The organism is Kitasatospora sp. NPDC040550, assembly GCF_055594965.1.
Genome location: NZ_JBVIWC010000020.1, coordinates 85604 through 111818 on the forward strand (window position 1 = coordinate 85604; position 26215 = coordinate 111818).

General features: G+C 70.8%; 29 protein-coding genes. 15 read left to right on the forward strand and 14 right to left on the reverse strand.

The genetic code is table 11. The features are described 5' to 3' along the window. Nucleotides 1–163 precede the first annotated feature (163 nt). The 3 genes from ACZ58X_RS26985 to ACZ58X_RS26995 form a co-directional block, all read right to left on the reverse strand. On the reverse strand, nucleotides 164–1411 hold the full coding sequence (locus tag ACZ58X_RS26985) for a helix-turn-helix domain-containing protein (protein ID WP_470336162.1): 1248 nt from the start codon (nucleotides 1409–1411) through the stop codon (nucleotides 164–166). Nucleotides 1412–1496: 85 nt separating this feature from the next. Next, nucleotides 1497–2645, reverse strand: a complete 1149-nt coding sequence (locus tag ACZ58X_RS26990) for a helix-turn-helix domain-containing protein (protein ID WP_470336163.1) — start codon at nucleotides 2643–2645, stop codon at nucleotides 1497–1499. A gap of 445 nt (nucleotides 2646–3090) precedes the next feature. Continuing rightward, the gene (locus ACZ58X_RS26995) at nucleotides 3091–4050 is read right to left on the reverse strand and encodes a hypothetical protein (protein ID WP_470336164.1); all 960 of its coding nucleotides are present in this window, start codon (nucleotides 4048–4050) and stop codon (nucleotides 3091–3093) included. 188 nt (nucleotides 4051–4238) lie between these two features. Between ACZ58X_RS26995 and ACZ58X_RS27000 the strand changes: the two genes are divergently transcribed. The 8 genes from ACZ58X_RS27000 (at nucleotide 4239) to ACZ58X_RS27035 (ending at nucleotide 11242) form a co-directional block, all read left to right on the forward strand. Next, the gene (locus ACZ58X_RS27000; RefSeq protein ID WP_470336165.1) at nucleotides 4239–4565 is read left to right on the forward strand and encodes a hypothetical protein; all 327 of its coding nucleotides are present in this window, start codon (nucleotides 4239–4241) and stop codon (nucleotides 4563–4565) included. A 394-nt stretch (nucleotides 4566–4959) separates the two neighbouring features. After that, nucleotides 4960–6996 carry a hypothetical protein gene (locus ACZ58X_RS27005; RefSeq protein WP_470336166.1) on the forward strand — a complete coding sequence of 679 codons (2037 nt, stop codon included), beginning with the start codon at nucleotides 4960–4962 and terminating at the stop codon, nucleotides 6994–6996. A 47-nt stretch (nucleotides 6997–7043) separates the two neighbouring features. Further along, a complete protein-coding gene (locus tag ACZ58X_RS27010) occupies nucleotides 7044–7268 on the forward strand; it encodes a hypothetical protein (protein WP_470336167.1) in 225 nt (74 codons plus the stop codon). Next, the gene (locus ACZ58X_RS27015) at nucleotides 7265–7639 is read left to right on the forward strand and encodes a fic family toxin-antitoxin system, toxin component (protein WP_470336168.1); all 375 of its coding nucleotides are present in this window, start codon (nucleotides 7265–7267) and stop codon (nucleotides 7637–7639) included. The genes ACZ58X_RS27010 and ACZ58X_RS27015 overlap by 4 nt, the downstream gene beginning before the upstream one ends. A 189-nt stretch (nucleotides 7640–7828) precedes the next feature. Next, nucleotides 7829–9325, forward strand: coding sequence for a hypothetical protein (locus ACZ58X_RS27020; protein ID WP_470336169.1), 1497 nt, complete (start codon nucleotides 7829–7831; stop codon nucleotides 9323–9325). Between the two features lie 80 nt (nucleotides 9326–9405). Continuing rightward, nucleotides 9406–10356, forward strand: coding sequence for a hypothetical protein (locus ACZ58X_RS27025; RefSeq protein WP_470336170.1), 951 nt, complete (start codon nucleotides 9406–9408; stop codon nucleotides 10354–10356). A 95-nt stretch (nucleotides 10357–10451) separates the two neighbouring features. Beyond that, the gene (locus ACZ58X_RS27030; RefSeq protein WP_470336171.1) at nucleotides 10452–10817 is read left to right on the forward strand and encodes a hypothetical protein; all 366 of its coding nucleotides are present in this window, start codon (nucleotides 10452–10454) and stop codon (nucleotides 10815–10817) included. Between the two features lie 74 nt (nucleotides 10818–10891). Continuing rightward, on the forward strand, nucleotides 10892–11242 hold the full coding sequence (locus ACZ58X_RS27035; protein ID WP_362412283.1) for a hypothetical protein: 351 nt from the start codon (nucleotides 10892–10894) through the stop codon (nucleotides 11240–11242). A 52-nt stretch (nucleotides 11243–11294) separates the two neighbouring features. On the opposite strand, the gene ACZ58X_RS27040 is transcribed toward ACZ58X_RS27035, so the two are convergent. After that, the gene (locus ACZ58X_RS27040; RefSeq protein WP_470336172.1) at nucleotides 11295–11771 is read right to left on the reverse strand and encodes a hypothetical protein; all 477 of its coding nucleotides are present in this window, start codon (nucleotides 11769–11771) and stop codon (nucleotides 11295–11297) included. A 118-nt stretch (nucleotides 11772–11889) separates the two neighbouring features. Next, nucleotides 11890–12855 carry a hydroxymethylbilane synthase gene (gene hemC / locus ACZ58X_RS27045; RefSeq protein WP_470336173.1) on the reverse strand — a complete coding sequence of 322 codons (966 nt, stop codon included), beginning with the start codon at nucleotides 12853–12855 and terminating at the stop codon, nucleotides 11890–11892. A gap of 232 nt (nucleotides 12856–13087) precedes the next feature. Between hemC and lexA the strand changes: the two genes are divergently transcribed. Then, on the forward strand, nucleotides 13088–13819 hold the full coding sequence (lexA, locus tag ACZ58X_RS27050) for a transcriptional repressor LexA (RefSeq protein WP_470336174.1): 732 nt from the start codon (nucleotides 13088–13090) through the stop codon (nucleotides 13817–13819). Between the two features lie 70 nt (nucleotides 13820–13889). Here the strand turns inward: lexA and ACZ58X_RS27055 are convergent, their stop codons facing one another. Then, nucleotides 13890–14711, reverse strand: a complete 822-nt coding sequence (locus tag ACZ58X_RS27055) for a 3'-5' exonuclease (protein ID WP_470336175.1) — start codon at nucleotides 14709–14711, stop codon at nucleotides 13890–13892. A gap of 108 nt (nucleotides 14712–14819) precedes the next feature. Between ACZ58X_RS27055 and ACZ58X_RS27060 the strand changes: the two genes are divergently transcribed. Then, complete coding sequence (locus tag ACZ58X_RS27060) at nucleotides 14820–15032, forward strand: helix-turn-helix domain-containing protein (RefSeq protein WP_470336176.1); 213 nt, start codon at nucleotides 14820–14822, stop codon at nucleotides 15030–15032. A gap of 221 nt (nucleotides 15033–15253) precedes the next feature. Here ACZ58X_RS27060 and ACZ58X_RS27065 read toward each other — a convergent pair whose 3' ends face one another. From ACZ58X_RS27065 to ACZ58X_RS27095, 7 genes are all read right to left on the reverse strand, one after another. After that, nucleotides 15254–16111: a hypothetical protein gene (locus ACZ58X_RS27065; protein ID WP_470336177.1), complete on the reverse strand. Its 858-nt coding sequence runs from the start codon at nucleotides 16109–16111 to the stop codon at nucleotides 15254–15256. Next, nucleotides 16098–16451, reverse strand: a complete 354-nt coding sequence (locus tag ACZ58X_RS27070; RefSeq protein ID WP_470336178.1) for a hypothetical protein — start codon at nucleotides 16449–16451, stop codon at nucleotides 16098–16100. Before ACZ58X_RS27070 ends, ACZ58X_RS27065 begins: the two co-directional genes overlap by 14 nt. Nucleotides 16452–16520: 69 nt before the next feature. Beyond that, entirely contained in the window at nucleotides 16521–17531 is a 1011-nt protein-coding gene (locus ACZ58X_RS27075; protein WP_470336179.1) for an NAD(P)H-dependent glycerol-3-phosphate dehydrogenase, read from the reverse strand. Then, nucleotides 17528–18412 (reverse strand): class I SAM-dependent methyltransferase, encoded by an 885-nt coding sequence (locus tag ACZ58X_RS27080; protein ID WP_470336180.1) that lies wholly within the window; start codon nucleotides 18410–18412, stop codon nucleotides 17528–17530. Before ACZ58X_RS27080 ends, ACZ58X_RS27075 begins: the two co-directional genes overlap by 4 nt. Continuing rightward, the gene (locus tag ACZ58X_RS27085; RefSeq protein ID WP_470336181.1) at nucleotides 18409–19557 is read right to left on the reverse strand and encodes a YcaO-like family protein; all 1149 of its coding nucleotides are present in this window, start codon (nucleotides 19555–19557) and stop codon (nucleotides 18409–18411) included. The genes ACZ58X_RS27080 and ACZ58X_RS27085 overlap by 4 nt, the downstream gene beginning before the upstream one ends. After that, nucleotides 19544–20800, reverse strand: a complete 1257-nt coding sequence (locus ACZ58X_RS27090) for a TfuA-like protein (protein ID WP_470336182.1) — start codon at nucleotides 20798–20800, stop codon at nucleotides 19544–19546. Before ACZ58X_RS27090 ends, ACZ58X_RS27085 begins: the two co-directional genes overlap by 14 nt. Nucleotides 20801–21148: 348 nt before the next feature. Beyond that, nucleotides 21149–21379, reverse strand: a complete 231-nt coding sequence (locus ACZ58X_RS27095; protein ID WP_470336183.1) for a hypothetical protein — start codon at nucleotides 21377–21379, stop codon at nucleotides 21149–21151. Nucleotides 21380–21699: 320 nt separating this feature from the next. Here ACZ58X_RS27095 and ACZ58X_RS27100 point away from each other — a divergent pair, with 320 nt between their 5' ends. Together ACZ58X_RS27100 and ACZ58X_RS27105 are read left to right on the forward strand one after the other, a co-directional pair. Next, complete coding sequence (locus tag ACZ58X_RS27100) at nucleotides 21700–22227, forward strand: hypothetical protein (RefSeq protein WP_470336184.1); 528 nt, start codon at nucleotides 21700–21702, stop codon at nucleotides 22225–22227. Continuing rightward, nucleotides 22224–22556 carry a PCC domain-containing protein gene (locus ACZ58X_RS27105; protein ID WP_470336185.1) on the forward strand — a complete coding sequence of 111 codons (333 nt, stop codon included), beginning with the start codon at nucleotides 22224–22226 and terminating at the stop codon, nucleotides 22554–22556. The genes ACZ58X_RS27100 and ACZ58X_RS27105 overlap by 4 nt, the downstream gene beginning before the upstream one ends. A gap of 201 nt (nucleotides 22557–22757) precedes the next feature. On the opposite strand, the gene ACZ58X_RS27110 is transcribed toward ACZ58X_RS27105, so the two are convergent. Next, the gene (locus ACZ58X_RS27110; protein WP_470336186.1) at nucleotides 22758–23945 is read right to left on the reverse strand and encodes a zinc-ribbon domain-containing protein; all 1188 of its coding nucleotides are present in this window, start codon (nucleotides 23943–23945) and stop codon (nucleotides 22758–22760) included. Nucleotides 23946–24194: 249 nt separating this feature from the next. Here ACZ58X_RS27110 and ACZ58X_RS27115 point away from each other — a divergent pair, with 249 nt between their 5' ends. The 3 genes from ACZ58X_RS27115 (at nucleotide 24195) to ACZ58X_RS27125 (ending at nucleotide 26154) form a co-directional block, all read left to right on the forward strand. Then, nucleotides 24195–24725 carry a hypothetical protein gene (locus ACZ58X_RS27115; protein ID WP_470336187.1) on the forward strand — a complete coding sequence of 177 codons (531 nt, stop codon included), beginning with the start codon at nucleotides 24195–24197 and terminating at the stop codon, nucleotides 24723–24725. Between the two features lie 174 nt (nucleotides 24726–24899). Continuing rightward, nucleotides 24900–25313, forward strand: a complete 414-nt coding sequence (locus tag ACZ58X_RS27120) for a hypothetical protein (RefSeq protein ID WP_470336188.1) — start codon at nucleotides 24900–24902, stop codon at nucleotides 25311–25313. Nucleotides 25314–25368: 55 nt separating this feature from the next. Then, entirely contained in the window at nucleotides 25369–26154 is a 786-nt protein-coding gene (locus tag ACZ58X_RS27125) for a hypothetical protein (protein WP_470336189.1), read from the forward strand. Nucleotides 26155–26215: the final 61 nt, after the last annotated feature.

Sequence of the window (26215 nt, forward strand, 5' to 3'; positions counted from 1 at the left end):
AAGCCGGAGCCAGACCGTAGACGGAGACACACCCCTGTTTGCTCACAGCCGTGAACATGCGAAATCCCTGCAACAGCACCGGGCAGCGTGCAAAAACGGACGTTTTCATCGCGGGTGCTGAGGAAGGGAACGCGGCTGGTGTCCCCGCGAACTGCCGTAGGAGCTACCGGCTGATGCCCATCCGGTGCGCCAGGCCGGCAAGGTCGCGCTGCACATGAGAGGGCAGCCGCTTCCCGAGGAGGTAGCTGACGGAGTCTCCGATCAGCGCATCGGCGTGGACCCGCTGGGGGGCGATCAGCTCCGCCCGCAGGAACCGCTCGGCTGCGGCCGATTCCTGCCCGCGTACGTGAACGAGTGCCCGTCCCAGATCGGAGTGGTAGGCCGCCTGCCGGCCGGGCGCATTGATGATCTCGGGATGCACGCCGGTAGCCGCCGTGACCGCGTCGCCGTGGTGCCCGAGATCCGTGTTGAGGCTGACCCGGTGGATCTGGACGTTCGTGGGTCCGAAGTTGAGATGGAGGGCGCGCGTCTCCCCGATCCCGGTCGCCAGGCGCGCCGCCTCGGTCAGGTGTGAGCGGACGTCGGACGTGCGGTCACGAGCAGGTCGGCTCGGGTCCTTGGTGATGGTCGTGGCCGAGATCAGATGGAGCTCGCCGAGCAGCGCCTCGGCATTGGGGAGATCGAGGTGGCGTTCCAGGAGGTTCACCGTGGCTGTCGCCTTGGACAACGCCTGCTGGGGGCTCCCGGCCGCCATGAGGATGTGCGTCGCGAAGAAGCCGCTTAGAGCGGTGTAGACCGGGTCCTCGAGTTCGGCGATGGCTTCGCTGGCCCGGGTGACCGCGATGAAGGCCAGATCCGTGTAGCCGAGCGACTTGAGCATCAGGGTGCACGCTGGGTGATAGGCATCCGCCAACAGCCGCAGCACCCTCAGCCGCGTACGACCCTCGCTCGCCGCGGCCGCCGCCTGGAGGTCCGCCAATAACTCCGGAAGCCTCACCGCCAGGGCGCCGTACTCCGCCGAGTGGTACAGCCGGTTCGCCCGCCGCACCCGCGCTGCCAGCCGCGTCACAGGCTCCGCCGGTGGCCGACGGTCCGGCGGGCTCCCCAGAGTCATGCCCATCAACGTCAGCCGCAGTGCCGGGATCGCGGCATGGGCCTCCGTGGCGTGCGGGTCCACAGGGAGGAAGGGCTGCCCGAGCAGCTCCGCCGGCGCGACCTTCAGCGCGTCGGCGAGCGCGCTGATGTAGGAGGAGTCCCTCAGGAGTCGCTTCCCGCCCTCGATCATCGACAAGTAGCTGTTCGAGACACCCGCGAGGCCGGCCAGCTCACGGAGAGTCAAGCCCCTCTTGCCGCGGAGCGTCCGCACTCTCGTGCCGATCTGCTTGGCCCGCTCCTGCTGCCGCTCGTCCATGATCGCCTGCCCAACTCCCCTGGATCATGCGTAGGTTAGGCCAGGTGTGGCCGCCGCAACCCGGCATTCCCGGAACAGACCGAGATCACTTCATGCTGAGCCGCGCCGCGATCCCGCCCAGGACATCGGCGTGTTCCCGGGCGCGGGCGGGGAGCACGCTCACAAGCTCGCGAGCCAGCGGGTCCAACCGGGTGTGCAACGGCGCGAGGGATTCCGCTGCCGCCAGATCCTCGACCGCCGCCCCGTACTGGCCGAGCCTGGCTCGGGCGGACGCGGTGAGAACAAGAAGGGCGGAGCGGTCGCCGGCCGGAAGGTCGGCCGCCCCCTCCGCCCGAGCGAGCACCTCGTCGTAGGCAGCGCCCTCCGCTGCCGCAAAGGCCCCGGCGGACGCGACCTGGGATCGCTGCCACGCGCTGATGGCCTTCTCCTGAGCAGATGCGAGTAGGTGCTCGCTCTCCGCCGCCTGCCCGAGCGCCGCGTGCGCGACGGCCAGCGGCAGTAGAACCTCGGCCGGGACATCGGCCTCCCCCCGCACAGCCCGGGCGACGGCGAGCTCGGACTGGCCCATGTCCAGCAGCAGCCAGACCTCTTCCCCGAGCACCGCAGGGTAAGCCTCCGGCGGGGGACAGGCGTGGGACAGCAGGTTCCAGGCGAGATCCCGGTACCCAAGGCGGCGCAGGAGCCGGCTCACGGCCACGTGCGCGGCCGCGCGCAGTGCGGCGCCCCTGCGGTCGGCGTCTTCGGGGCGCGGCGGGCCGATCAGTTCCAGCAGCCCCGGAACCATCTTGGCGGCGGAGGCGAGCTCGCCGTCGTCGTCGGCCGCTCTCACTCCCTCGGCGAGCTCGGCCAGTCGAGCCTCATCAGCCTCTCCCCCGGCGCCGTCCGCGGAGAGTATGCGCGCCAGATGCCGGCGTGCGAACCACCCGAGGGAGTGCACGGTGGAGTGGCCGGGCCCGTACGGCATGTACGGCTGGCCGGTCAGCTCGGCCGGATCCAGCCGGAGACCGGCGGCGAGCGAGCTCAGCACGCGGCCTTGGTCGACCCACTCCTCCCCCGCCTCCAGGTCCTCGATCAGTTGGCCCGGGACGCCGGCGCGCGTCGCCAAATTGGCTACACCGAGGCCTCGGCGTATTCGCCAGTCGGTGAGGTGGCGGCCAACAGGGGTGGGGCCGCCGCTGTCGATCTCGTGCGTCACCAGGGTGCTCGCATGGCCAATCGCGGGCTCCGTGCTCATCCTCGGCGGCTAACGCCGGTCGCGGGTCAGGCCCCTCTACGGGACCACATGGGCTTTGCCGCGACACAGTAGCTACACGGAACCAGCCAAAGCGAATATGCCAGGTCCGATGTGTATACGAAGTCAACGAGCCCCAGAGTCAAAGGACTTCGAGTGCCGCTCGGCAGTCGGCTGAGCGAGTGACTAAAACGGCCGTTTTGGTGATCGTGCGAGGCGAGGCACGACGAAGGGCCCGCACCTTCAGGTGCGGGCCCTTCGTCGAGGTTCTTTGGGCTGTCGCCCTCTCCTGGAGGTTTGGTGTACGGCCAGCCGAAAGAACCCGCTCGACCGAGCGAGCAGAGGGGAGCCCGGGAGACTTCCCTCTGCTCAGGACAACGAGCAGTCGGCCAAGGCGTCACGGGTCGCCCTCAGTCGATCTGACGGGACGGGGGAGGCCTGGCCACACCTAGGCCGCCAGATCGAGACGGACGATCTCGATCTTCTTCACGGACCGCCTCAACTGCTCGACCGTCCTCGGGAGAGGTGTCCAAGCCGACTCCTTCTCGGGCATATCCCGGTTGAGCTGCGAGATCGCCCGGCTGTAGGCCCGCTCCAGGCCGCGGATCTGCAGCGGCATGCCGGACGGGCGCCGGCGCATCCCGCGCCCCTGCCCGGAGTGGTTGTTCCGGAGCGACACCCACAGAGCGTCCTTGGTGCCCTCGACGAACTCGATCCTCTCAGCGCGGATGTCGAGCCACGCCCTCAGCGCCGCCCGGGTGAACTGGCTGAGGCGGATGGTCTCGACGATCGGCAGAGCCGCCTCCCCCACGCCCTGGGGGCGCCGGATCAACGAGATGGTCGACAGATCCGGAGCGAGGGCATGGGTCGTCATCTCGACGAGCTCGCCAGAGCGAGCCCGGGTGTCGAGGATGACTCCGTACATCGCGAGGGTCCGCACGCGCCCCGCCTCGGACATGGGGGTATGGGCGGGCCGGGACAGCTCCCGGGTCAAGGCGCGGCGCTGCCGGTCGGCGACGGTAGCCTTCGGTGGATCCTTCGGCGCGAGGGGGAACCGGACGGGGCGCCCGAGGAACTTCGCAACGGCGTTCCAGGCGGTCGCCCGGGTGCGCATGCTGCTGTTGCTGGCCGGCACCTGTACCTCGTGGTCAGGATGCCGGTGGCGTTCTCGTGTGAGTCCCGCGCTGGCCAGGTCCGAGTACACCCACCAGGTGGACAGCGTCAACAGATCGTCGAAGGACGTCCTGGCCTTCTCCGGGAACTCGTCGAGCTCGGCCGCGGCCTGGACGTCCTTCACCACCCAGCGGAGGTTGGCAGCGCGCTTCTTCTCCGCCTGCTCCTGGCGGATCAAGGTCTCGACCAGCATGGACATCCGCGCGACGGCGGGGTGAAGCGTCTGCTCAGACATGCGGTCCAGCACCTCCGATGAGCCCGTCACCTGGCCCGTGGCGATGGATAGAAGGCCGTAGAGTCCAGGGTACGCAGCCCCGGACGGCTGTGCAGCGGTTGGCCCAGGGCGGAGATCACGAGAAAATTCGCCGACACACGCGGCCGAATTGATGCACATCACTAGTCGAGACGCATAGGATGATCGCCATGACCACACCGGGGACACCCATAACGCGCCGTCGGCGCGGCCGTCCCGTGGAGTACGTCGCGGGATCCGGCCTCCCCTGGCGAACGACGTTGTCCTTCGACCCGGACAACGCCGAGTTCATCGTGGGCCTGATCAAGCAGGTCCACCCGGACCTCTCCGCCGCGACCGTCATCAACGTCGTGATCGATCTGCTGCTCAAGACCAAGGCATCCGAAGGCGAGCCGCTGACCCCGGCCAGCCTGGAGGCAGCCCTGCGGAAGATCACGAAGGACTGGCCTGCGGCAGAGCACGCTGCCACTCAGGAGGAGCTGCCGATGACCGGGTGATCTGACCGCGGTGGAAGGCGTCCAGACACACGAAAACGCCCCTGTTCTAGACCAACAGAGGCTTCCCGTGATGAACGCCAGCTCCCCCGCTACCTCCCCTAAAAAGTTCTGCTCCGGGATCTCAGCTGCTTCCTACGGCGACCACTGAGACCCGCTCCATATCGACCTGTAGCGAGACCAACCTGTCGGGGACCAACCGCCGGGCCGGGCTCACTGCTGTCCTTCTCTGACCCGAGAGGACGTTGTCATAGTAGCAACGACCCCCCGGGACGGCACCCCCTTGCCTTTCCCCGGCGTGTCCGGTGAAAGCCTCAACGGCCCCGTCCCAGAAGACGAATGCCCCAATAGGGCTACCCTCATCCGCTTTCTGTCCTCTGTCTCACCGCGGCGCGACATGCGCGCCCTGGCGTGGGACGAGAAGACGGGTAGCTGGTCCGCGTACTACGAGGAAGAGATCACCGTCGACCAGGCCGCAGCCGTGGCCGGTCGGCCCGTGGTCGTCTACCTCACCCCCAAGAAGGGGCGTCACACTGATCCCCCCTTCACCCGGATCGGCTGCGACTTCGACGCCAAGCACCACAGCATCGCCCTCGCAGCCAACGACGCCCACCTGCTGGGGGCCTACCTCGACGCAGCCGGCATCCCCTATGTACGAGCGATCTCCGGCCCCAGTGGAGGCCGGCACGTCTGGTTCGCCGTCCCGGCCGGAGTCCCGGGCGAACTCGTCCGTCGCTTCGCGCACGCGGCCAACCTGATCTTCCCCACCTTCGACCCGCTTCCCCTGAGCAACCTGTCCGGCTACGGCGCACTCCGGCCGCCAGGCTCTCCTCACCGGGACGGCGGACACTCCGTCCTTGACGGCGTCACCGTCGACGAGGCCATCGACCGCCTGAAGCACGGAGCCACCCCCGCGCAGTTCGAGATGCTCACGCAGTGGCTTGAGGAGGAACTCCCTTTCCTCCCCCCGGCCGAGAACGAGCACACGCCGGTGGGGGATAGAAGGCCCTATGCGGAAAACGATCATGAAGGCCGGAAACCCGCACCCAGCGGCGGGGGGCTCCCCCCGAGCGTGGTGGACGTGCACGGTGCGGACCGCGTCCGTCCTCTTGAGACCGACGAGAACGGCCACCTGAAGCTCCCTGGCCAGCGGCGCGCCCTGGACGAACGAGCCCGGGCAGCCCTGCACACTCCCCTGGAGCCGCACCAGCAGCACTCCGACCGGATGTTCTCCTGCGTACGAGGCCTCGTACGCGCGCGCTTCTCCCGTGACGAGGGCTGGGAGACCGCATGGTCAGGCATGTACCCGGGCCTCGCCTACATCACCACCGAGCGGGTCGCTGGCAGCACGAAGCGACGCAAGCGGTCCAAGGCCGACGCCCAGAAGATCTTCACCCGTCAGTGGATGCTCGCCGCCGAAGTCGAAGCCCGTCGCCCTGAAGGGCACGCGGAGACCGCAGACCCCGCTCCGGAGGTCACCATGGCCGTCGGCGTCTTCCTGGAGTTCCTCTCCGACCTGGGGCCCGCCTACTGGAGCCAGAAGGGCCGCCAGTCCCATCTCGCCGTCGCCTTCTTCGCCGGCCTCCAGATGCTCGCGGCAGCCCGCCTGGACGTCTCCCTGGGCTCCCGCCGTTGTTCCGACGCCACAGGCTTCAGCCACGAGACGTGCAACGTCGCCCTGACCCGCGCGGTGGACGCCGGCCACCTGGAAGAACTGGATCGGGACCCGAAGTACGGGAACCGGCGGGTCACCCTCCCGCAGAGCCTGCTCGGAGAGCTCCTCCACCGGCCTGCTGCCACTTCAGAAGCACCAGACACAGGTCTGACACAAGCCCGGAACGGGCGCCGGGGGGTGCTGGGGGGACCTTCAGGAGGGATTGAGGGATCCAGGTCCGCGCTTCGCGATCATGTCGGGTGGCTCCTTGAGCTGTTGGCCAGCGACCTGTTCGCCCACGGCGGGAGGCTCGGACACCACGGTGCCCACACCTGGATGATCATGGAGGCCGCACAGGGCCTTCTATCCCTGGACCGTCTTATCCAGGAGACTGGATTCGGGAAGCGTACCGTCATTCGCCACATGCGTGAATTCAGCCGCGCCGGGCTCGTCACCGGAGACCTCAGCGCGGGGTGGACGAGGACGGGGAAGACGCTCGACGAGGCCGCACAGCGGTGCTCCACGGCCGGGACCAGGGAAGCCCGGGCGGCCCGCCACATGATCGACCGCATCGTCTGGCGCTGGTTCCAGGACGACGTGGAGTGGCTGCGGCTGCCCAAGGAAGAGAAGAAGAGGGCCCGCCGGGCGCCGGCTGAGCAGACCTGCATCAAGGTCGGCGGAGACAGCAGTGGCGGCCGCCGCTTCCCACGACGGACCTGCGGGTCCCCAGACCACTCCGAGGCCGCGCGCCTCCTCGTCGAGGAGCTGATCGGGGCCTAGTCAGGAACGTCTCCCACAGGACAGCCGGGCCCGGTACCTTCAAGGGCATGGCCGACACACAGCAGACCCCGGTCCAGATCGTCGGGGAGACCGCAGCCCTCGTCCGCGAGCGAGCTGACCAGAGGCACATGTCCGTCGATGACTACGTGGGCGAGCTCGTGCGTGAGGACAGCACGGTCGACGCCCGCGAGCGGTTCATGACGGGCGCCCGAGAGGTCCTCACGGACTTCGGTGACGTCATCGATGAGGCGGTCGGAGAAGCCGCGGCGTGAAGCAGCTGAGCATCGACCTGTCCTGGATCCTCGACGTGGCCCGGGAGGCCGGCCACGAGGACCCTGCGATCCTCGACTACGGCGTCGCCATCGCCGCCGTCGAGCGGCACCGAGCGATCTGGGCCGAGACCACGGTCTACGACGGCCCGTTCGTCCGCGCGGCCGCGCTCGCGCACACCCTCGGCCGACTCCGCTGGCTCGAACGCTCCAACGTCCGCGTCGCCATCGCCGTCGCCTACGGCTACCTCCTTGGGTGCGACCTCCCGGTCAAACTTGACCAGCCCAAGGTCAGCGCCCTGGCCATCGAACTCCGGAACGAAGAGTGCACGGCAGAGAGAATCGCCGCACTCCTTCGAACCTGGACAACATGATCGAAAAGTAATGCTGCTGGTGGTCCGTCCCGGCGTACCGTAGGCGTAGCGGTCGGGTCCCGGGTGTACCCCCCTCGCCCCGGACCCGACCGCTACGCGCCTCAGCCCTACGTGCTGGAACCTGAAGCACACTCAGGCAACGTGAAATTCAGGCCCGTTCGGTACGGCCCGCAGGGAACAATCAGGAGCATGGCCCGCTCGTTCTTCCGCTCCCCCGTCGCCGACCGCGAGTACGTCCAGAGAGTCCGCCGGCACCCGCCCAGCTCCCTCCTGCCGCTGATCGCGCGAACGAGCGCGCATTGGCCGACGAAGGAACGGTGGACCACCGACCGCACCGGGCTGTACAGGCCTTGGGGTCTTGCGGACGCGGCCTGGGTGTCGCTGGCCCACGGTAACGAGCACCGGCAGAAGGTGGCCACCGAGAACGACCTGCGCGAGATCCTCGCCCAGTACGTGGCCTTGGACGACCCGCTGCGGCACCTGCCCGTCGGTGAGCGCCTGGAAGGGTTCCTGCTCCGGGTCGCGGGCCAGCAGTTCACCTGGCAGGAAGACGACTTCTCCGAACTCGCGCGCAGCCTCGCCGTGCTCGTTCAGACCAGGCCGTCCAGACCGTTGGAGGTGCTCACCGCCGGATGGGAGCAGGACCTGCTCGGCTGCCCGCTGCCTGACTACGTGGGGCTGGGGCTGTTGCTGTACACCGTGGCGACCGCCCGGCAGGGCCGGTTCGACCTTGCCTGGCTGCCCGAGAACGAGCTCTCCGTCTTCGAGGCCATGACCAGCCGAGCGGCGATCAAGACCGTGGTGGAACGGCACTTCGCTACCAGCGCCACAGAGGAGCGCGCCCGCGTCGAGGCCGGCCTGCTGACTTCCGATCCCCTGCTGCGGCGCTACACCCCCAACCCGCTGCGAGCCCGCCCGCTGGTCCGCGGCTACGGATGCGACTACCTCATCCCGGTCACGCCCGCTGTACTGGGCAAGGTCAGCCCCATGGGCCTGTTCTACACGGGCCGGGACCACTACACGGACGACAAGACGTTCTTGGCGTTCACGAGGGATCTTGCTGAGCTGTTCGAGCAGTACGTCGGCCGCCACCTCCGGCTTCTGCCCGGCGTCGAGGTCTTCCCGGAGATCGTCTACGGGAAGAACGGAGAGAAGAGCGTCGACTGGATCGTGGTCCTGCCGGGCCTCGTGCTGCTGGTCGAAGTCAAGTCCGTCCGGCCCACCGCCAAGCTGCGGCTCGGCCCTCAGCACGAGTTCGCTGACGAGCTGGACAAGAAGCTGGGCAAGGCCATAGGGAAGCAGATCACCACCACCGCGAAGCTGATCCGTGACCGGCACCCGAAGTTCACGCATATCCCCACCGACCGCCCGATGTTCGGCATCGTGGTCACCATGGAGCCGTACCACCTCGTCAACACCCCCGACTTCCGGGACACCCTGCCGACCACGGACGTGCCCACGCTGGTCGCCCCGGCGAGCGAACTCGAGGACGCCGTAATCGCGACCGACCCCGGTCTGGAACAGGCGCTGCTCGCCCAGATCGAGCAGCCCACGCCCGCAGGGTGGTCGCTACGATCCCTCGCCGACGGGCGGCCCGCCATCAACCCGATCTTGGACGAGGCCTGGGCGGCCTACCCCTGGGCAAAGCCGCGTAACTTCGAGACCGACGCCGTGGCGGCACCGTGACCGGCACTCTCCCACCCGTCGCCGGCGCGATCTACGAATCGCTCCGGCCGTGTGCCCCGGAGCGTCGGCCGACCCGCTTGATGATCACCGCCCCCGGCCCGAGTGAATCCGTTGTCGTCGACGCCTACACCGGCCGTCGGCCACGCACCGTCCCCTCCGCCCGGCTCCACGAGGCCACGTACGACCCGGCCCGCCGCCGTTACGCCCGGGCCGGGTACGTCCGTGCCGAGGCGTCGCGCCACCTGGCCGACGTCGTGCGAGCCGCGCTGACCGCCCGCAGGATCCCCGACGGCCTGATGAACGGGGCGAGCTTCTCGAGCGACCCCGTCCTGGGCGGCACGCTCACCCTCGTCTGCCAGCCGGACCATCCTGGAGTCCGGGCCTCCATGGCGGCGCTGGCCGCCCTCGGAAGATCGGCGGTCGTGATCCCCGACCGCGATCCGCGTACCGTGCTGCGCGTGCGCTACGGGTCCGGCAGCGCCCTCTGCCCAGTACGGTGGATGACGCGGGACGACTGGACGATGCACTACTGCGGGAAGCCCCTGGGACATGCCGACGGCGAGCACGAGGAGCCCCACACCTACGAGCTGCTGCTGGACGGCGACGACGACGGGTTGGACTGGCCCGGCCACCGCCCTCCGGCGCCCCCAGCTCCAGGGCCCGCCCGCGCGCTTGCCCGTAGCCAGGCAGGCCTCGCGGTCACGGACGACTGCGTGCTCGACCCCAACGAGGCCGGGCGCGTCCCCGGCTTCCGCCAGCACTTCACCGTCCAGCTGCGGACGACGGCTCTTCGCCGTACCCAGCGACCCGACCTGATGACGTACGGCCCCCTGGACCAGGAGGAGGCGAAGGCTCCTGTCGCCGCGGTCACCGACGGCGCGGGTAGGCCGTGGCGCCGCCGGGCCAGCGGTGCCTGGATCCAGGCCGGGAGCGGCAGAGAACCCGAGACCGTTCTTCCTTGGCACCTTCTCGCCTTCCGCCACGCCCCACTTACGAGCTGGCCCGCCGACCGAGCCGGCGGCAAGGGGTGAACGGCGCGCACGCGGCGGAAGCACTCCTCCACGTGGGCGTGGGACTGCTGCCAGGCACCGCTCCGGAGACCGTCGCCTAGAGGCTCGCCGACGCCGTGGTCCACCTGCCCGTGCCGGCCGCCGCTGTGATCGGCACGCACCCGATGCCCGCGGACATCGCCGCCCAAGCCCGAGCCCTCGGTGAGCAGCAAGGTCTGGCCGCAGCCGCCGAGGAGCACGGCACGCTGTTCGCCCGGATCTGGTTCCAGCCGTCCGAGGTCCTGCCCGCGGAAGCCGAGACGGTGGCCATCGCCCTCGTACAGATCTGGGAAGAGCGCGTCCAAGGCCTCGCCACCGGCCTGATCTCGCTTTCGTGCCTGCCCGCTTTCAGCCAGGAGACCTGGTTCCGCGGGGCAGTGGGCTGCACCAGCCTGGCCCGCACCTCCGCAGAGCCTGACGGGCTCATCCCCGCTCAGGACTGACAGGCAACCGAACGCTTGTCGGCGCCATCAGCGAGGATGGCGGGAAGAGGATCATCCACTTGGGGAGGAACCGCATGCCCGACATCTGGGTCATGGGCACGACACAGCACGAGGGCCGGAGCGGGCAGCTCGTCCGTGCCGACGCCATCACCCACCTGAGCGCGACCGTGGACAAGGTCACCGCGTCCCGAATCGGCTCCGAAGACGCGGTGACGTTGGTCCACAAGGACGCCTTCGGACTCGGGGTGCCGGAACCGCTGCCATCGCTGCCCGAGGACTTCCACCTTGCTCTCCTGGTCAAGCTCGGAGAAGCCCGCACCCAGGCTCGTGACGGCAAGGAGGACCTGGTCCTCGTCCCTGGCGTCGACGACAACAAGGAATGGGACTGGACGATCGTGCGGGCCTCGGAGCTCTGGACAGGCTGATCTCCCGCATCCACGGGCATCCGTTGCCGCACTGTCCGCACCACCTCGGCTTTCAGGCGCCGGGACGAGGTGGTGGTGCACCGTCCTCGCTGGCTTCGCGTGCGAGGGCAGCCAGGTGACGCAGATTGGCGGCAGAGGTCTCCCTGATGATCGACGCAGGGGAACACCCGAAAACGATGCCCTCGGCCCGCAGCTCGCCGAGCACGACGATCGCCTCGATCTTGTCGAGGGCCCGGGCGCAGGCGACATCGTCGAGAGCGTTCGCCGCCGCGATTCCTGCCAGGTGGTCGGTTAGTTCCTGCTGCTGAAGCTCGCTGAGGCTGATGGTGTTGCCCGCGCGGAAGGTGGAGAACCACGCCGGTTCCGGAGCGCTGCGCTCGGCGAGGTCGAGTCCGGCTTGGAGCAGCGCCGTACGGAGACGAGCGACCCGGGCCGGTACCTCAGGATCTGCCGTCGGCGCGGGGGGCGGGGTAGGGGGAAGGGGAGGCGCCGGTGTGGTGGGGCGACGGCGGCGGAGCTTGGCGAACACCCCTCGATGATGCCGAGCGGTTTCCACTGGATGCCAACCGTGACCTCGTTACACGCTGTGACAAGTCCCACGTCAGTGGTTCGGAACGCGCGCCTTAGGCTCCTCTCCCAGCCGGACGTCACGCTCGTCGGGACGCGGCGAGGAGCTCGTTCGCACCTTGGCCGATGAGGTCCTCGGCCACACCGCGACCCACTGCCTCCGGGGTGTTCCCCGTCAGCTCGGACGACAGCACCACGGAGCCGTCGGGTGCGTAGACGCGGCCCGCCAAGCGCACCGCCCCGGACTCGTCGGCGAGCGCGTGCCCGGCGATCGGTGCGTGGCAGTGCCCGGCGAGGGCGCGCAGCAGCGTCCGCTCTGCGACCGCCGCCCGGGTGGCTCGCGGGTCCACCAGCGGCGCGAGAACCGCGCGCGTGGCCGCATCGTCCTCGTGGACTTGCATCGCCAGCTGACCGGCACCGAGGGCCGGCACCATCCGGTACGCGCCGAGGATCTCTGTCCCTTCCTCCTCCCGTCCGATCCGGCGCAGCCCGGCGTTGGCGAGGATTACGGCGTCGACCTGGCCGCTGTGGGCGAGTTGGAGGCGGGTGTCGGCGTTCCCGCGCACGGGGACGATCACGAGGTGGGGGTGCGATGCCGTCAGCTGGGCGATACGTCGCGGAGCGGACGTGCCCACGCGGGTGCCTGGCGGAAGGTCGTCCAGCTTCAGGCCGCCGGGGTGGACCAGGACGTCGTTGAGGTCGTCGCGCGCGGGGTACAGGCAGATCAGCCCCTTCGGCGCCGGGACGTCGCCAGGCATGTCCTTGAGGCAGTGGAGCGCGAGGTCGGCCTCCCCCTGGAGCACGCGGTCCGTCACCGCGCTGATGAACGCGCCCTTCCCGCCCTCGCCCAGCTCCGACAGAGGTCCGGCCCACCGGTCGCCCTCGGTGGACACCGGAACGAACTCCGGTGCCACGCCGGGCGTCGTCCGGACGATCTCCGCCATCAACCACTCCACCTGGGCCGTGGCCATCACCGAAGCCCTGCTCGCGATCCTGATGCGATGAGTCATATCGCTGGACCCTAGGCCCGCCTGGGGTCTGCTCATGCCGACATCACGTCCGCTTCTCGCACCCCGGCTGCTGCGGTGCGAGCAGTGTCAGCAGCGGCGTCTGCGCTGTGACCTGCGCATCATCTGGACGAGGGATACAGGGGCCCGATCGCCGGCCTAGCTGAACATCCCGCTCCGTTCGGGTACCCGAACGGATGGAAACCCTGTTCCCCAAGCCGAGGAGCCCGGGTTACGTTCGGTACCAGCAAGATCGACGATGGGGGGCTCCATGCACGTCGCCAATGCGCTTCCCGGCCGGCCCCCGGGAATCCGTGAGGACGCCGACGGCCTGACCGACCGGCAGCGCGCCGTCCTGGCATGCATCCTCGAATCCGTCCGCTCGCGCGGCTACCCGCCGTCGATGCGCGAGATCGGTCAGGCGGTTCACCTTTCCAGCACCAGCTCCGTCGCGCATCAGCTCCAGGCCCTCGAACGTAAGGGGTTCTTGCGGCGGGACCCGCAGAGGCCCCGGGCGTACGCACTCGCTCCGCACGCCCAGGTGCTTGCCGACCCCCACCGGTTGCCGACACCGTCTGACGCCTACTTGGAGACACGGGCCGAACAGGCCGAGCGCACCGCCCTCGTGGCGCACGTACCGCTGATCGGGCAGATCGCCGCTGGCCCGCCCATCACGGCCGAGCAGGCTGTCGAGGACGTGCTCCCGATGCCGCGTGCGGTCGTCGGGCACGGTGACCTGTTCGCGCTCACGGTCGTCGGAACGAGCATGATCGACGCGGGTATCCGCGACCGCGACATCGTCACCGTGCGCCGCCAGAGCACCGCCGAGCCCGGAGATATCGTCGCTGCCCTCCTCGACGGCGGCGAAGCAACGGTGAAGAAGCTCCGCATCGCAGACGACGGGACGTGGCTCATGCCGTGCAACCTGGCCTACTCGCCGATCCGGCTAGGAGACGACGATGCGATCCTCGGCAAGGTCGTCGCGGTGATGAGGGCCCTGTAGCAGGGCCGAAGACACTGGCCGTATGAGGTCTGCCCCGGCTCAGGCGATCGGCGACGCCGGTTCGGGGGGCTCATGCCGGGCCCGGCCCCTGCTGGCCTGGTGTCGCGGCCATCTGTTCGAGCTTCGCAATGAGGAGCCGCGCGTCGGCGACGGCGTCGTGCGGGCCGCCGAGCGGCTGGTTGCGGTAGGCGCCGCGCTTGGCCGACCACAGTCCGCGCCACACCGCGTACGGCACCATCGCGTCCTCCCACCGCACCCGGCCCAGCCACGCGTCCGCCGCCGCGGCGTCGCCGTGGTGATGGCGGTGGAGCTCGCGCTCGATGACGCCGCGGTCGAAGTCCATCTTGTAGGCGACCGCGACCTTGCCGTGGAAGACGTCGGTGAGGCGGGGCAGCAGCTCGCCGAAGGCCGGGGCCTGGGCGAGGCGGTCCGGGGTGATGCCGTGCACGGCGACGGCGGCCGTCTCCAGGGCGGCGTTCGGCTGCACGTACTCGTTGAAGACCACGGCGCCCGCGCGGTCGACGGCGGCGATCTGCACCGCGTACGCGTTCTCCAGGCCGGTGGTCTCCACGTCGACCGCGAGGAGCGTCTCGTCGGCGAGAAGGCGGCGGGCCCAGGCGGCGACCTGCTCGCGCTCGCGGGTCCACGACGCCGGGCGCCGCAGGGCACGGATCGCGTCGTCCAGGTCGCGGTGGGCCTCCCGCGTTCCCTGGACCCGCCACAGCGGCCGGCCGCCGTCCGCCTCCGCCGTCACGCTCCCGACGTACACCGCCGCCTCGTACACCGCCCACACCGGGCGGTCGGTGTCCGCAGGCCGTACGAACTGCACCGGCTGTTCGTCGACGTCGCGGACGAACAGGTCCTCCCACTGGCTCGGGTCCGTGATCGTCATCAGCCGCCCCCTTCTTCTCGTCCGAGCACCTGCGCCGAACCGGTGGCCGCGGCCACCGCCTCACGCGATCATGGCAGCGTCCGCCGCCTTCCAGGGAGGAATCCGCCCATGTCGAACAAGACCAAGGCCCGCCGGCTCGCGCCCGGCCCGGACCGCGACAAGCTCGCCGCTGACCTGAAGAAGAAGTACGACTCCGGGACGAGCATCCGGGCCCTGGCACAGGAGACGGGCCGCTCCTACGGCGGCGTGCACCGGCTACTCAAGGACGCCGGGGTCACCTTCCGCTCCCGGGGCGGAAACCGGCGCAGCGCCGAGTCCTGACCGCGGGGCCGGGCCGCTTGTCGCTGCGGGAGCCCTCCGGCAGCGGCTTCGAGCACATGACGTACGCGCACCGGCGTATTCGCCCGGCCATGGCTTCACGGTACGTCCGGCTTCCCGGTGGTGGCGGCGGCCGGGGCGGACCCCGGCACCGACGTGCACGGTTCCCGCTGGCCCCCCCGGTCCTCGGGCCTGGTGTCGGCTGCGGAGGTCCGGGGGAAGGGTCAGGCGACGAAGGCCACGTAGGTGCCGGTGGTGAGGCCGGAGAAGGTGATCAGCTGCCGGGGCTTGAGACAGCTGAACGCGGCGTGCATCGCGATGCCGGCCGCGACGGCGTACGGCATCGTCTGCGGGATGAGGAGCGCGATGGGCAGCGCGAGCTCCGCCGCGATGACGGTGGCCGCGAGCAGGCGCCAGATGCGGATGTCGCGGTCGGTGAGGCTGCCCAGGTGGCGGCGGACGAAGGCGGGGACGGCGTACTGGCCTCGGCGGTGCGGGAGTTGGTCCCTGACCTGGGTGTAGGTGTGGACCCACTGGGCGAGGTAGAGGCCGGTGCGGAACTGGTCGCTGCGGAGCTTCTGCCAGGCGCTGTTCCAGTAGATGTCCGTGGTGATCAGCACGAGGAGACATAGGGCCCACGTGTTCGCGGCGCTCGGGGCGTGCTCGATGGTCAGCCCGTGGCCGAGGTTCCCGGCGACGAGGAGGCAGGAGCCGGTCAGCAGGGTGTAGCGCACGGCGTTGGGGCTCTTGAGGTAGAGCAGTTCCATGGCGGCGCCGGCCAGGACCACCAGCAGCGCGAGGCGGGGGGCGATGCCGAGCGCCAGGGCGAGTGCGGCGGTCGTACGGATGAGCAGTGCGGGCCGGTAGACGCTGGCGAGGAGCCGGGCCCGGCGGGGTCCGAAGCGCTGTTCGGCGAGGTGGAGGCTGAGCGAGCCGGGGCTGAGGCGGTCCCAGCCGCCCTGGCCGAGGGCGAGTGCGAACCGGGCGGTGAGTACGGTGCCGAAGATGATCCGGAAGAGCTGGAGCCTGCCGGGGTCGGTGGGGTGGGTGAAGCCGGAGGTGAGCGCGTCAACCAACCACACGGCTGTTCACCACCTTCACGGGCTGCTCGCCGCGGGCCGTGAGGACGCGGCCGGTGCCGTCGATCCGGTCGTACCGGCCGCTGTTGGTGAGGTGGTCGAGGATCGCTTGGAGCTGGGGCGTGCCGAGGATGAAGGAGCCGGGCGAGAGGTGGTCGTAGACGTTGACCGGCTCGGCGTGGCCGTCCTTGGTGCCGGTGAGGTGGACGATGGTGAAGGTGGCCCGGCAGAACATCTTCCAGCGCAGCCAGCGGCCGGGCAGGGGCGTGAAGCCGGTGATCATCCACGCCACGAGGGCGAGGGTGAGCACGATCTGGACAGCGGACAGCACGGATTCGCGCATGGGTGAGGGACCTCCGGGTCGGGAGGGTGAAGGCGACAGCGGCGGCCCCGCGGGCGGGCGCCGCGGGGGTCAGTGCTCGGGCTTGGGGGGCCGTTGCATCAGCGCGGACGCGGCCTGGTCGAGCGTGACCTTCTCGTGCAGCAGGTCGGAGACGATCTCGGTGATCGGCATCTCGACGTCGTGGGCGCCCGCCAGGGCGAGGATCGCCTCGGCGCTCTTGACGCCCTCGGTGGTCTGGCGGGTGGCTACGGTCGCTTCGGCCACGGTCAGGCCGTGGCCGAGGTGGGTGCCGAAGGTGCGGTTGCGGGAGAGCGGGGAGGAGCAGGTCGCCACCAGGTCGCCCAGGCCGGCGAGCCCGGCGAGGGTGACGGGGTGGGCGCCCATCGCGGTCGCGAGCCGGGTGGTCTCCGCGAGTCCCCGGGTGATGAGCATGGCCTGCGCGTTGTGGCCCAGGCCCATGCCGGAGGCGATGCCGACCGCGAGGGCGATGACGTTCTTCACGGCGCCGCCGAGCTCGCAGCCGGTCACGTCGGCGGACGTGTAGGGCCGGAAGTACGGGGTGTGGCACGCGCGCTGGACGCGGTGGGCGGCGGCCTCGTCGGGGCAGGCGATGGTGGCGGCGGCGGGCTGGCCCGCCATGATCTCCCCGGCGAGGTTAGGGCCGGACAGCACCGCGACCCGGTCGGCGCCGATACCGGTCACCTCGGTGATGACCTGGCTCGCACGCAGCCCGGAGCCGATCTCGATGCCCTTCATCAACGACACGATCACGGTCTTGGGGCCGATGTGCGGGGCCCAGGCCGCGAGGCTGGTACGCAGGGACTGCGCGGGGATGGACAGCACGAGGAAGTCCGCGCCGTCCAGCGCGGCGGCCGGATCGGTGGTCGCCGTCACCGTGTGGGGCAGCTCGACGTCCGGGAAGTACCCGGGGTTGCGGTGCGTGGTGTTGATCGCGTCGGCGATCTCGCCACGGCGGGCGTGCATGATCACGCTGGTGCCCGCGTCGGCCATGATCTTGCCCACGGCGGTGCCCCAGGAACCAGCTGAGAACACCGCCGTACGGGCGTGGTGCTGGTTCACTGCGGGGTCTCCTTGCTGGACGCGGGCCTGTCGCCGGGGCGGCGGTCGGGCGCGGCCATCCTATCGGCCGGACCCGCTCCGGCCGGGGTGCTCGGTGGGCGCCGCAGCGTCAGCAGGACGGCACGACGGCCAGGCACCTTGGGGAGCATCCGGTGTGCCTCGCGGAGCATGTTCTGGGCCGGTGCCTCGCCCAGCTCGCGCCGCAACTGGTCGGCGTGGGCGATCCACAGCCGGTAGAGCCGCTCCCACATCTCCGCCTCGCCGGGCCGCTCGTCCAGGTGTTCCTGCGTCAGGCCGGCGGCTTCGACCTGCTCGTGCCACGCCGGTTCCGCACCGCGCCGCAGTGCGCGGGTGACGACCAGCCGGCCGCCCGGGGCCAGGACGCGGCCGAGCTCGCGCAGCGCCGCCGCGCGGTCGGCCGCACCGCCCAGGGCGTCCACGCACACGATGCCATGGGCGGCTCCGTCGGGCAGGCCGGTGCGCTCCAGCTCCCCGACGTGGAAGACGGCCCGGTCGGCGGTGGGCCCGAGGAAGTGGGCGCGGCGGGCGGTGGCCTGGGCGGCGGCGACGGGTGAGAGGTCGAACCCGGCCAGGCGGACGGCGAGGGCGCGGGCCAGCCACAGGCCGACGCCGCCGGCGCCGCATCCGGCGTCCACGAGGAGCTGTCCGGGACGCAGTCGCAGCCGCGCGGTCAGCAGCCCCAGCAGGGGCCAGTCGCAGGAACTGGAGGCGGCGACCTCGGCCGGGTAGTCCTCGCCCATCGCCTGGGCGTACAGGCTGGCGACCAGGTTGGTGCGGGCACGTGCGGCGTGGAAAGCGTCGTACTGGGCCGAGCGCGCGGGCGCGGGCGGCGCCGGGGCCGGGGTGGTGGTGGGGTTCATCGGGGCATTGACCTTCTGATCCGGGAGCGGGTGCCGGGGCAGACGACCTGCACGGCGTGGACGGGACAGCCGGGGGCGGACAGGTCCAGCGCCACCGGCTCGTGGGCGGTGACGTGCTGGACGCGGCCGGCGATGTCCTGGGCCTGGTCGGCGAAGCCGCCGGCGGCCGGGGCGAAGCAGGCCGTCGCCTCCGGCCACGGCGTGAGCCCCGCGGTCCGGGCGGGGTGGAAGAGCACGGTGTCGAAGCTGCCGGGATCGGCGGGGAGGTCGTCGCGGGTTCCGGCGATGGCAGCGAGCCGGGACTGCGCGGCCTCGGTCACCGCCCGCGTGAGCGCGATGCCCGGGTGGCTGTGGCAGCCGCCGCCGGCGAAGACGACCGGGTAGTCCTCCGACCACACATACGCGACGCACACCGGCAGCCCGTACGGGCCGCCGACCAGGGCGATCTCCAGCGCCATGCCCGCGGCCGCGAGCCGGGCGATCACCTCCCGGCCGAGCGGGTCGTCGACCGTGCGGGGGTCGATGAGCGTGCGCCGCCGTCCGCAGGACTGCGCGTCTCGGTGCAGCACGTCGCGCTCCACCACCTCGAACAGGGCGTGCAGCAGCGCCTCGTCGCGGGTGTTGCCGCAGGCAAGTCCTGTGCTGGTCGCGCGCCACACGTCCGGGGTCCAGGCGGGGCGCTGGCCGCGGCGGCGGACCAGGTCGATGGGCAGCAGCGTCTTCGCCCCGGTCACCAGGCCGGTGCCGGCCGCCCACTCGCTCACCACCCGGGCGAGGGCGCCCTGGGGGTACGGGGCGGTGGTCGGCAGCGCGGACAGGGGGCAGTCGGGGGCGACCTCGGCGGCCGGGCCGTGCGCGGCGACGGGCAGCGGCTGTTCGACGTGCCACAGCTCGATCGCCTCCATCACCGCCGACAGCTTCGCCAGCAGCGCAGTGGCGCCCTTGCCCTGCGACGTCGACAAGGTCTTCGACGCGGGCCGGATCGCCGTCCACACCGGCAGCCCGATCACGTCCAGGCCGGTCAGGTCCGCGACCCGGGTGATCCCGAACTCCTCAAGGCGCCCGGCCACCGCCGCCCACGTCTCCTCGGGCGTCCGGGCCCGTACGGTGCCCGGCAGCGCCACCAGCTCGTCAACGCCCGCCACGGGCCGCCTCCGTCCTCTTCTCGGTCTCTTCCAGGAACCCGGGCACCAGCCGCTTGGCCGCCTCCACCGCGCTCGCCGCCCGGACCAGTCCCCGCGCGGACGCCTCCGCGTCGAACTCCTCCTCCGGGCAGCGCCACACCCGCAGCAGGAGATCGCGGGCCACCTCGTCGCGGACCGCCGCGGTCGAGAACCCGGGCCGGCTGCGGCGGGCCCAGGCGAGGGCATCGGCGTACCGGGCGACCGCCCGCCTGTCGTCGGCGGTCTCGCCGGCCAGCAGCAGCGCCACGGTCTGCTCGTCGCGCAGATCGGGCCTCGGGTGGAACACACGGTCGGCGGTCAGGTCCCCGCCGCACGCACGGGCCAGGCGCTCGGCGAGCGGCAGTCCGGGCCCGCCGTCGGCCAGGTGCAAGGAACGGTGTTCGAGGTAGGCCGCCCACCTCTCGCGGAATCCGGGATCGAACACCTGCTGGTAGACCAGGCGGTCCTCGGTGGACAGCTCCAGGCCGTCCACACGCTCGCGCACGGTGGCGTTGGACCAGCGGCGGAAGTAGGCCGTCTCCCACCCCGGCACCACGGCGGCCTCGTCCGTCGCAGCCGTGGTGCCGACGAGCGCGGTCCGTACGGCCTCGAGCGCGTCCGTGCGCTTGAGGTCACCGAAGTGCCGGTCCTGCTCACGTTTCTTGGGCAGCCAGTCGGCGAACTCCGTCTCGCCCTGGCGGCGGCACACGGCCCGTACGGCGGCCCAGGTGCGCTGCGGGTAGTAGACCGCGCGCAGCGCCTCCAGAAGCCCGGCGGCCCGATCGTCGTTGAGCACGCCGGTCGAGACGGCCAGGCCCAACACGTACCGGAGGTTGACCAGCGGCCAGGTCAGCGCGCCGAACTCCCCGTCCGGGGCCTGCCCGACCGCCACCTCGTCGTCACCGTCGATCTCCCCCGAGACGTAGGCGGAGTAGACGCTGCCGACGCCGAGCATCCCGTACGGCGCCAGTTCGGCCGCCCGCAGCGCGCCGATGCTCGCCGCCCCGACCACCCGGACTCCCCTGCCCATCAGGGCCAGGATCTCCTTGTGCCGCACCGCCGGGGCCTGGTGATACACGCCGTCGACGAGGACCACCGTGTCGCCGCCGCCGATCGAGGTGTCAAACAGGTCGCCGTGCCGCGCCGGCGGAAGCACCCGCAGGCCCGGCGAGGCGAGTATCGGCTCCGACGCCGGCAGCGTCGGCCCGACGTACACGTGAATCACTGCACCTCCAGGGTGAAGCGCGAGGGGCGCCCCTCCCCGGCCCCGCAAGGGGCACACGAGACGGGAGGGGCGCCCAGGTCAGGACGCGGACGGGCGTGGAGGACTACTCCTCGTCCTCCACGTCGACCGCGACCACGACGGGCCCGGTGACCTCGTCGGTCTCGTGGGCCGACGCCGGGGTGCTGACGGCGGCGATACCGGACTTGGACTGCGCCATGGGACGGCTCCTTCTCTGCGGATTCCGGGTGCGGGACGGCTGCCCGTACCGGTGGTGCTGCGGGCCCGGGGCAGCTCGCCCGCCGAGGACCCGCCTGCCCGCCCCTGGCCGGGGCGGGAAGCTGATGGGGTTCAGCCCTGGGTGAGGGTGCGGTGGTCGGCGACGATCCACTCCGTGCCGCCGCCCTCGGGGCGCAGGAAGACCGCGCACTTGGTGACGCGCCGGGTGGAGGGGTCTTCCCACTCGCCGATGAACTGCACGATGCCCCGGCGGCCGTGGCCGCCTTCGTCGACGGCCGCGGTGCCCTCGGTGAGCCATTCGGGCAGCTGCCGGTGGGAGACGGGCCGGTGTGCGGTGTTCATGACGCAACCTCCGTGTTCGGGCTCCCGCAAGGGTGAACCGTCCCGACACCGTCACGGAGGGGCATCTTGGGGGGCATCATGGGCCCATGCCGATCGGACAGCTGATCCGTGATCTGCGATTACTCAAGCCCTGGTCCCAAGTCCAGCTCGCCGAGCAGCTGGCCATTTCCGCTGGTGACCCCACTGGGGCGCCGGGCCGGGACGCGGTCAAGAGGTGGGAGAGCGGGAAGGTCATCCCCGGCAGGTACTGGATCGGGCACCTGTCTCGCGTACTGGGCGTCCCTGTCGGGCAGTTGGAGGCGGAGGCTAGGCTCGATCGCGTGAACCGACGAGCCTTCCTGGGACTGTCCGCCCTGGCCGTCACGCACGGCGCGCTCGCCACCGAGATGGCGGCCAGCATCGCCGGGAGCGACCCGGTCCCCCTGGCCCGCGTCCAGACCACGCACGGCGCGGACATCGTCACCGCGTCCATGGCGGACAAGGCATCCACCGCGCACCTGCGCCGATGGATGCTGAACGGGGACGTGGCGATCCTGCGCGTCAACGCCGCGGGCATCCTCGCCAAGCTCCCCGGGCAGGGCCAGGCCGACCAGGTCGCCCGCGTCCTGTCCCACGACGAGGAGGTCCGCCACCTCTACATGACGGCCGTGACCTCCCGCGTGTGCGCCGTGGACTGGACGACCGCCGGCCGGATCGTCTCCCAGCCCGCCGCGTACGGCCACCGCGCGGACTTCCTCGCAACCCGCTTCGCGCGGGAGGCCCTCAACCCCCGGGACTCTGGCGCCCGCTGGTGCTCCTCGGTCATGCTGCGGGAGCTGAGCCCCATGATCGGACGGAGTCCCGCATGATCGTCTTTGAAGTCCCCGCCGGCGAGCTCGTCGACGAGCTGAACCGCCAGGCCGCCGAGGCCGGTATCACCGACGCGGCGATCGTCTCCCTGATCGGGGCCGCCGACTCCTTCACCGTCTCCACCATGCCCGAAGGCAATGCGCTCAAGGACACCATCACCAAGTACGACCTGCCCGGCGAGATGACGGGCACCGGCGAGATCCGCAACGGCTTCGCCCACATCCACGTCGTCATGGGCGTCGAAGGCGACCGCGCCATCGCCGGGCACCTCCACGAAGCACACATCGGCACCCACTTCGCCCGCGCCTACGTCATCCCCGTCAGCTGACCAGCCCTCGCGCCGGGACGTCCGCGTACGGCCCGTGCGCGCCGGGGCCTGGGCGGGAGGATGCCCCCGCCCGGGCGCCTGGCCATGTTCACCCCACCCACTCGTACCCGTCGTCCTCCCCGCCGGCGTCCCGGTCGTCGTCGCTGAGCAGGTCGTTCACCTCGTCCTCGGTGAGGACGTCGCGCGCATCGTCCATGCCGCTCAGGATGCCCCGGCCGACGGCTGGGCGTCGCACACGCCGCGTACGGCCTCGCGTAGGTCGAGGAGCATCACGCCTTCGGTCTTGTCGATGCCTCCTTCGCCGAAGCGGACCCACAGCGGGAACGCGCCGGCGTCGCGGGCGAAGGCGAGTTTCTGCGCGGATGCGGGGTTGGGGCGGGAGTCGAGCTCGATGACGAGGTCCGGCGACAGCGGCGAGCAGATCACCACGTCGGCCCGCCCGTAGCGGCCCTTGGCGTCGGGGACCAGCGGCAGCCGCAGTTCCCGGTAGGCGCGGCAGTTCGGCCCCAGGACGGTCCGGGTGAAGTCCAGGACTGCCCCGGTCAACGCCTTGGTGATCTGCGGGGTGCTCGGCGGGCCGTAGCCGTCCGCCCGGTTCTGCGCGACCTGGGCGGCGGCGTCGTCGGTCCACCGCTGGAGGTAGGCGGCCAGGATCAGGGCGATGTCCTGGAGGTCTTGTTCGGCTACGGGCCGCGGGCCGCGGCCGGTGAGGACGTGCAGCCAGCCCTCCGCCCAGTGGGCCTGGTTGAGGATCCGCAGCACCCCATCGGTGGCCGCGGCCCGGCCGGCCTTCTCCTTGGTCGGCGTCAGCCGGGCGGCCATCTCGGTGACCGAGGCCAGGACCTCGTCCGTGCGGCCTTCCTTGCCCATCTTCTCCTCGGCGGCGATGGCGCCCTGGAGGTGCTTGGCCGCCCACCACCGCCATTCCGCCGCCAGCGGCGCGGGCATGTCCGCGGGCAGGACGACCGTGTCCAGCAGCTTGCCCGCGCGGCCGGCCGCCGCTTTCGCGGCGGCGGACAACTCCTTCTTCAGGCGCGGCTCGTTATCCTGCCACCAGCGGTTCTGGCAGTCCCAGCACCGCCCTCGCTTCTTGGCCGCCGACTCCGGGGTGACCTTCACCGTGTGCCCGCAGTCGGGATAGGTGTAGGACACCCGGTAGCCAACGCACTCCCGGCAGGCCGCGACGTCGCCGTTCTTCCACTTCGGCAGCGTGGTTCGGGTGGAGATGTTCTCCTGCCACTCGTGGCCGGCCGCGCACCGCCACCACACCGCGACCTGCATCTTGGGCGTCGCCTTCTGCGGCGTCAGCCCTCCGTTGCGCTCCTGCAACCACATCGCGGCGACCTGCGGATACGCCTCGGCCAGCGACACACCTAACGAACGCGCCACACCCGTTCCCCTCCCAGCTCACGGCCAGACCCTCCCCGGCCCGGCACCTTCACCCGGTGAACGATCCCGACGGCCCCGAGGCGACGCCACCGGGCGCGGCGGCCGACTCGGCGCCCATCTCCCGAGCCGGAAAGCTCGAACAGATGCCCTCCACATCATCGACCGCACCCTGGTGATCTCCCCGAGTGGCGTGCGTCCTCCGTCCGGGCGCCCTGGTTCCCCCGCGGTGTCTCCCCTAGCCTCACGTAGGTGAGGACCGCAGAAGCCCGCGAGGCCATCGCCGCATGGGTCACCCAGCAGATCAGTGCCGGATTCCACCTCGATGTCGAGGAACTGAACGAGGGCCGTAGGGCGCATCGCAGGAGGCGGCCGGGGGCGCTCCACCCTGCCTACGACGAGACGCGGGCCCCGGAGGTCCCGCCCACCGTCGTCAGGACACGGCAGGTGCCAGCCGGGGAGCGAGCGGCGGTGATCTTCACATGGAAGTTGGAGAGCGGCGCCGCGCCCTACTTCATCATGGACATCCCCACTTACTGGCCGCGGCGGATCGCCGCCCCGGGGTGGGTGATCGTCGCTGACCGCCCGGTCGTCGACGTTCTGGCCTGGGATGCTCAGCACCGCCCTGCCACGATCAAATCTGTCAGCCTGCACTCCTTCTTCGACTCCTCGATCCACGGCTGGCGCAGTTGGGCGAGTAACGTGGAATACGACGTCGACTGGAGCGACCCGGAGCGACCCGTGCTGCGGGACCCCGCCGCGGAGCCGGCCGCACGGCCGTGATGTAGGCGCCGCGTATGCCGGGCGGTGTTCCTCGCCGAGGTTCTCCCGGGTTGCAGGACGCCGGTCGACGGAGCGTTGGGGGGATCGTCAGGCGTGTACGACGTGGACGCGGGGCCACATCCGCGCACAGTGGATCAGGGCCGGTCCTGGCTCCTCCGCCGAACGGAGCTGCCCATGATGATGGCCATGGAAGAGACGACGGGAAGGGAACTCGCCGACAGCCTGCTGCGGGACGTGGGCAACGAGCAGATGCGGGCGGCGACCCGGCTCCTGGGCGCGCACCGTGACGGCCTCTGGCTGCGGCGCTTCTTCGACGACCAGGAGCTCGCGGAGGCCGCCGGGCAGCCACTGATTGACCGGTCGGGCTCTGGTCCCTCGATCGACTGGAACGCGATCGGACGGCTCATGCTCACCCTGGGCTGGTCCCGGCGGGCTTCCCGCAGCGAAGTCGCGGTGCTGGAATTCGCCGCCTCGCTCGTGGGATCCGGTGCTGTCCAGCTCCAGCAGGTCATCACGGCGGTTGATGAGAGAGAGCTTCAACTCCTGGTGCGGGCACTGGGAGAGGCCGCGTACGGCGAGGGACGGTGACTGCGCGTCCGCTGTCGCGGCCACAGGGCCCTGGGGCCGCCGCTACGCTGGCCGGGTGACCTCTGCCTCGCCGGCCCTCAAGCGCCCGCTCAGTGACATGCCCTGCGACCCCGGCTACATCCAGTTGTCGTACGAGCTGGAGGCGTCGCTGGACAACAGCGACCGCGAGGACACGCTGGAGAAGTGGCGGGTGACCGCCCACCTGGGCGAGGACGGCTTCGGTCTGGAAGAGATCCCGCCCTGCGACCAGTGCACCGCCAGGTGGAACCGGACCGAGGACGAAGGCGGGTTCGTCGACGAGGACGAGGACTGCCCGCACCGCCTCCACGTCGGCGTGCTGGACCTGGTCAAGGTCCGATGGGGCGGTACGCAGAACCCGTTCTGGGCGATGGAAGAGGAATCGCAGAACCTCTACGAGATCGCCGAGACCGTCTTCAACGACGAGCACGACGGCTACACCGAGGAGTTCGAGGAACTCACCGAAACCTGGGGCGAGGACCTGCTCGTCCTCGACAAGGCCGAGCTCGTCGAGGGATGGCGGGGCTTCGGCCTGGGGCCGATGATCGCCGCGGACGCGTTGCGCCGCCTGGCGCCCGGCTGCCGCGCGGTGATGGTGCATCCCGCCCCGATCGACGCGACGGGCATGAGCAAGGACGAGTGGGCCCGCGCCCGCGACCGTCTGCGCGAGCTGTGGGCGACGCTCGGGTTCGTCCCGTACGGCGACACCCCCTACATGATCTTCGCGACCTGCTGGGCCGACCCGGAGAACAAGCAGTACGCCCTGCGCAAGGCGAGCCGTGAGCTGAGCACCCAGTGGCGAGCGGCGCGGCAGCCCGGCTGAGGCCTGGCCGCCGGCCCACGACACAGCGGACCCGAGCCGTTGCCCGACCGATCAGGGAGCA

Excerpts from the sequence above, each read along its gene's own strand:
- ACZ58X_RS27035 (WP_362412283.1), top strand. The coding sequence starts at position 10,892 with ATGCCCGACATCTGGGTCATGGGCACGACACAGCACGAGGGCCGGAGC.
- ACZ58X_RS26995 (WP_470336164.1), bottom strand. The coding sequence starts at position 4,050 with ATGTCTGAGCAGACGCTTCACCCCGCCGTCGCGCGGATGTCCATGCTG.
- ACZ58X_RS27000 (WP_470336165.1), top strand. The coding sequence starts at position 4,239 with ATGACCACACCGGGGACACCCATAACGCGCCGTCGGCGCGGCCGTCCC.
- ACZ58X_RS27060 (WP_470336176.1), top strand. The coding sequence starts at position 14,820 with ATGTCGAACAAGACCAAGGCCCGCCGGCTCGCGCCCGGCCCGGACCGC.
- ACZ58X_RS27005 (WP_470336166.1), top strand. The coding sequence starts at position 4,960 with ATGCGCGCCCTGGCGTGGGACGAGAAGACGGGTAGCTGGTCCGCGTAC.
- ACZ58X_RS27080 (WP_470336180.1), bottom strand. The coding sequence starts at position 18,412 with ATGAACCCCACCACCACCCCGGCCCCGGCGCCGCCCGCGCCCGCGCGC.
- hemC (WP_470336173.1), bottom strand. The coding sequence starts at position 12,855 with ATGAGCAGACCCCAGGCGGGCCTAGGGTCCAGCGATATGACTCATCGC.
- lexA (WP_470336174.1), top strand. The coding sequence starts at position 13,088 with ATGCACGTCGCCAATGCGCTTCCCGGCCGGCCCCCGGGAATCCGTGAG.
- ACZ58X_RS26985 (WP_470336162.1), bottom strand. The coding sequence starts at position 1,411 with ATGGACGAGCGGCAGCAGGAGCGGGCCAAGCAGATCGGCACGAGAGTG.
- ACZ58X_RS27120 (WP_470336188.1), top strand. The coding sequence starts at position 24,900 with ATGATGATGGCCATGGAAGAGACGACGGGAAGGGAACTCGCCGACAGC.
- ACZ58X_RS27070 (WP_470336178.1), bottom strand. The coding sequence starts at position 16,451 with ATGCGCGAATCCGTGCTGTCCGCTGTCCAGATCGTGCTCACCCTCGCC.
- ACZ58X_RS26990 (WP_470336163.1), bottom strand. The coding sequence starts at position 2,645 with ATGAGCACGGAGCCCGCGATTGGCCATGCGAGCACCCTGGTGACGCAC.
- ACZ58X_RS27095 (WP_470336183.1), bottom strand. The coding sequence starts at position 21,379 with ATGAACACCGCACACCGGCCCGTCTCCCACCGGCAGCTGCCCGAATGG.
- ACZ58X_RS27055 (WP_470336175.1), bottom strand. The coding sequence starts at position 14,711 with ATGACGATCACGGACCCGAGCCAGTGGGAGGACCTGTTCGTCCGCGAC.
- ACZ58X_RS27105 (WP_470336185.1), top strand. The coding sequence starts at position 22,224 with ATGATCGTCTTTGAAGTCCCCGCCGGCGAGCTCGTCGACGAGCTGAAC.
- ACZ58X_RS27020 (WP_470336169.1), top strand. The coding sequence starts at position 7,829 with ATGGCCCGCTCGTTCTTCCGCTCCCCCGTCGCCGACCGCGAGTACGTC.
- ACZ58X_RS27025 (WP_470336170.1), top strand. The coding sequence starts at position 9,406 with ATGATCACCGCCCCCGGCCCGAGTGAATCCGTTGTCGTCGACGCCTAC.
- ACZ58X_RS27010 (WP_470336167.1), top strand. The coding sequence starts at position 7,044 with ATGGCCGACACACAGCAGACCCCGGTCCAGATCGTCGGGGAGACCGCA.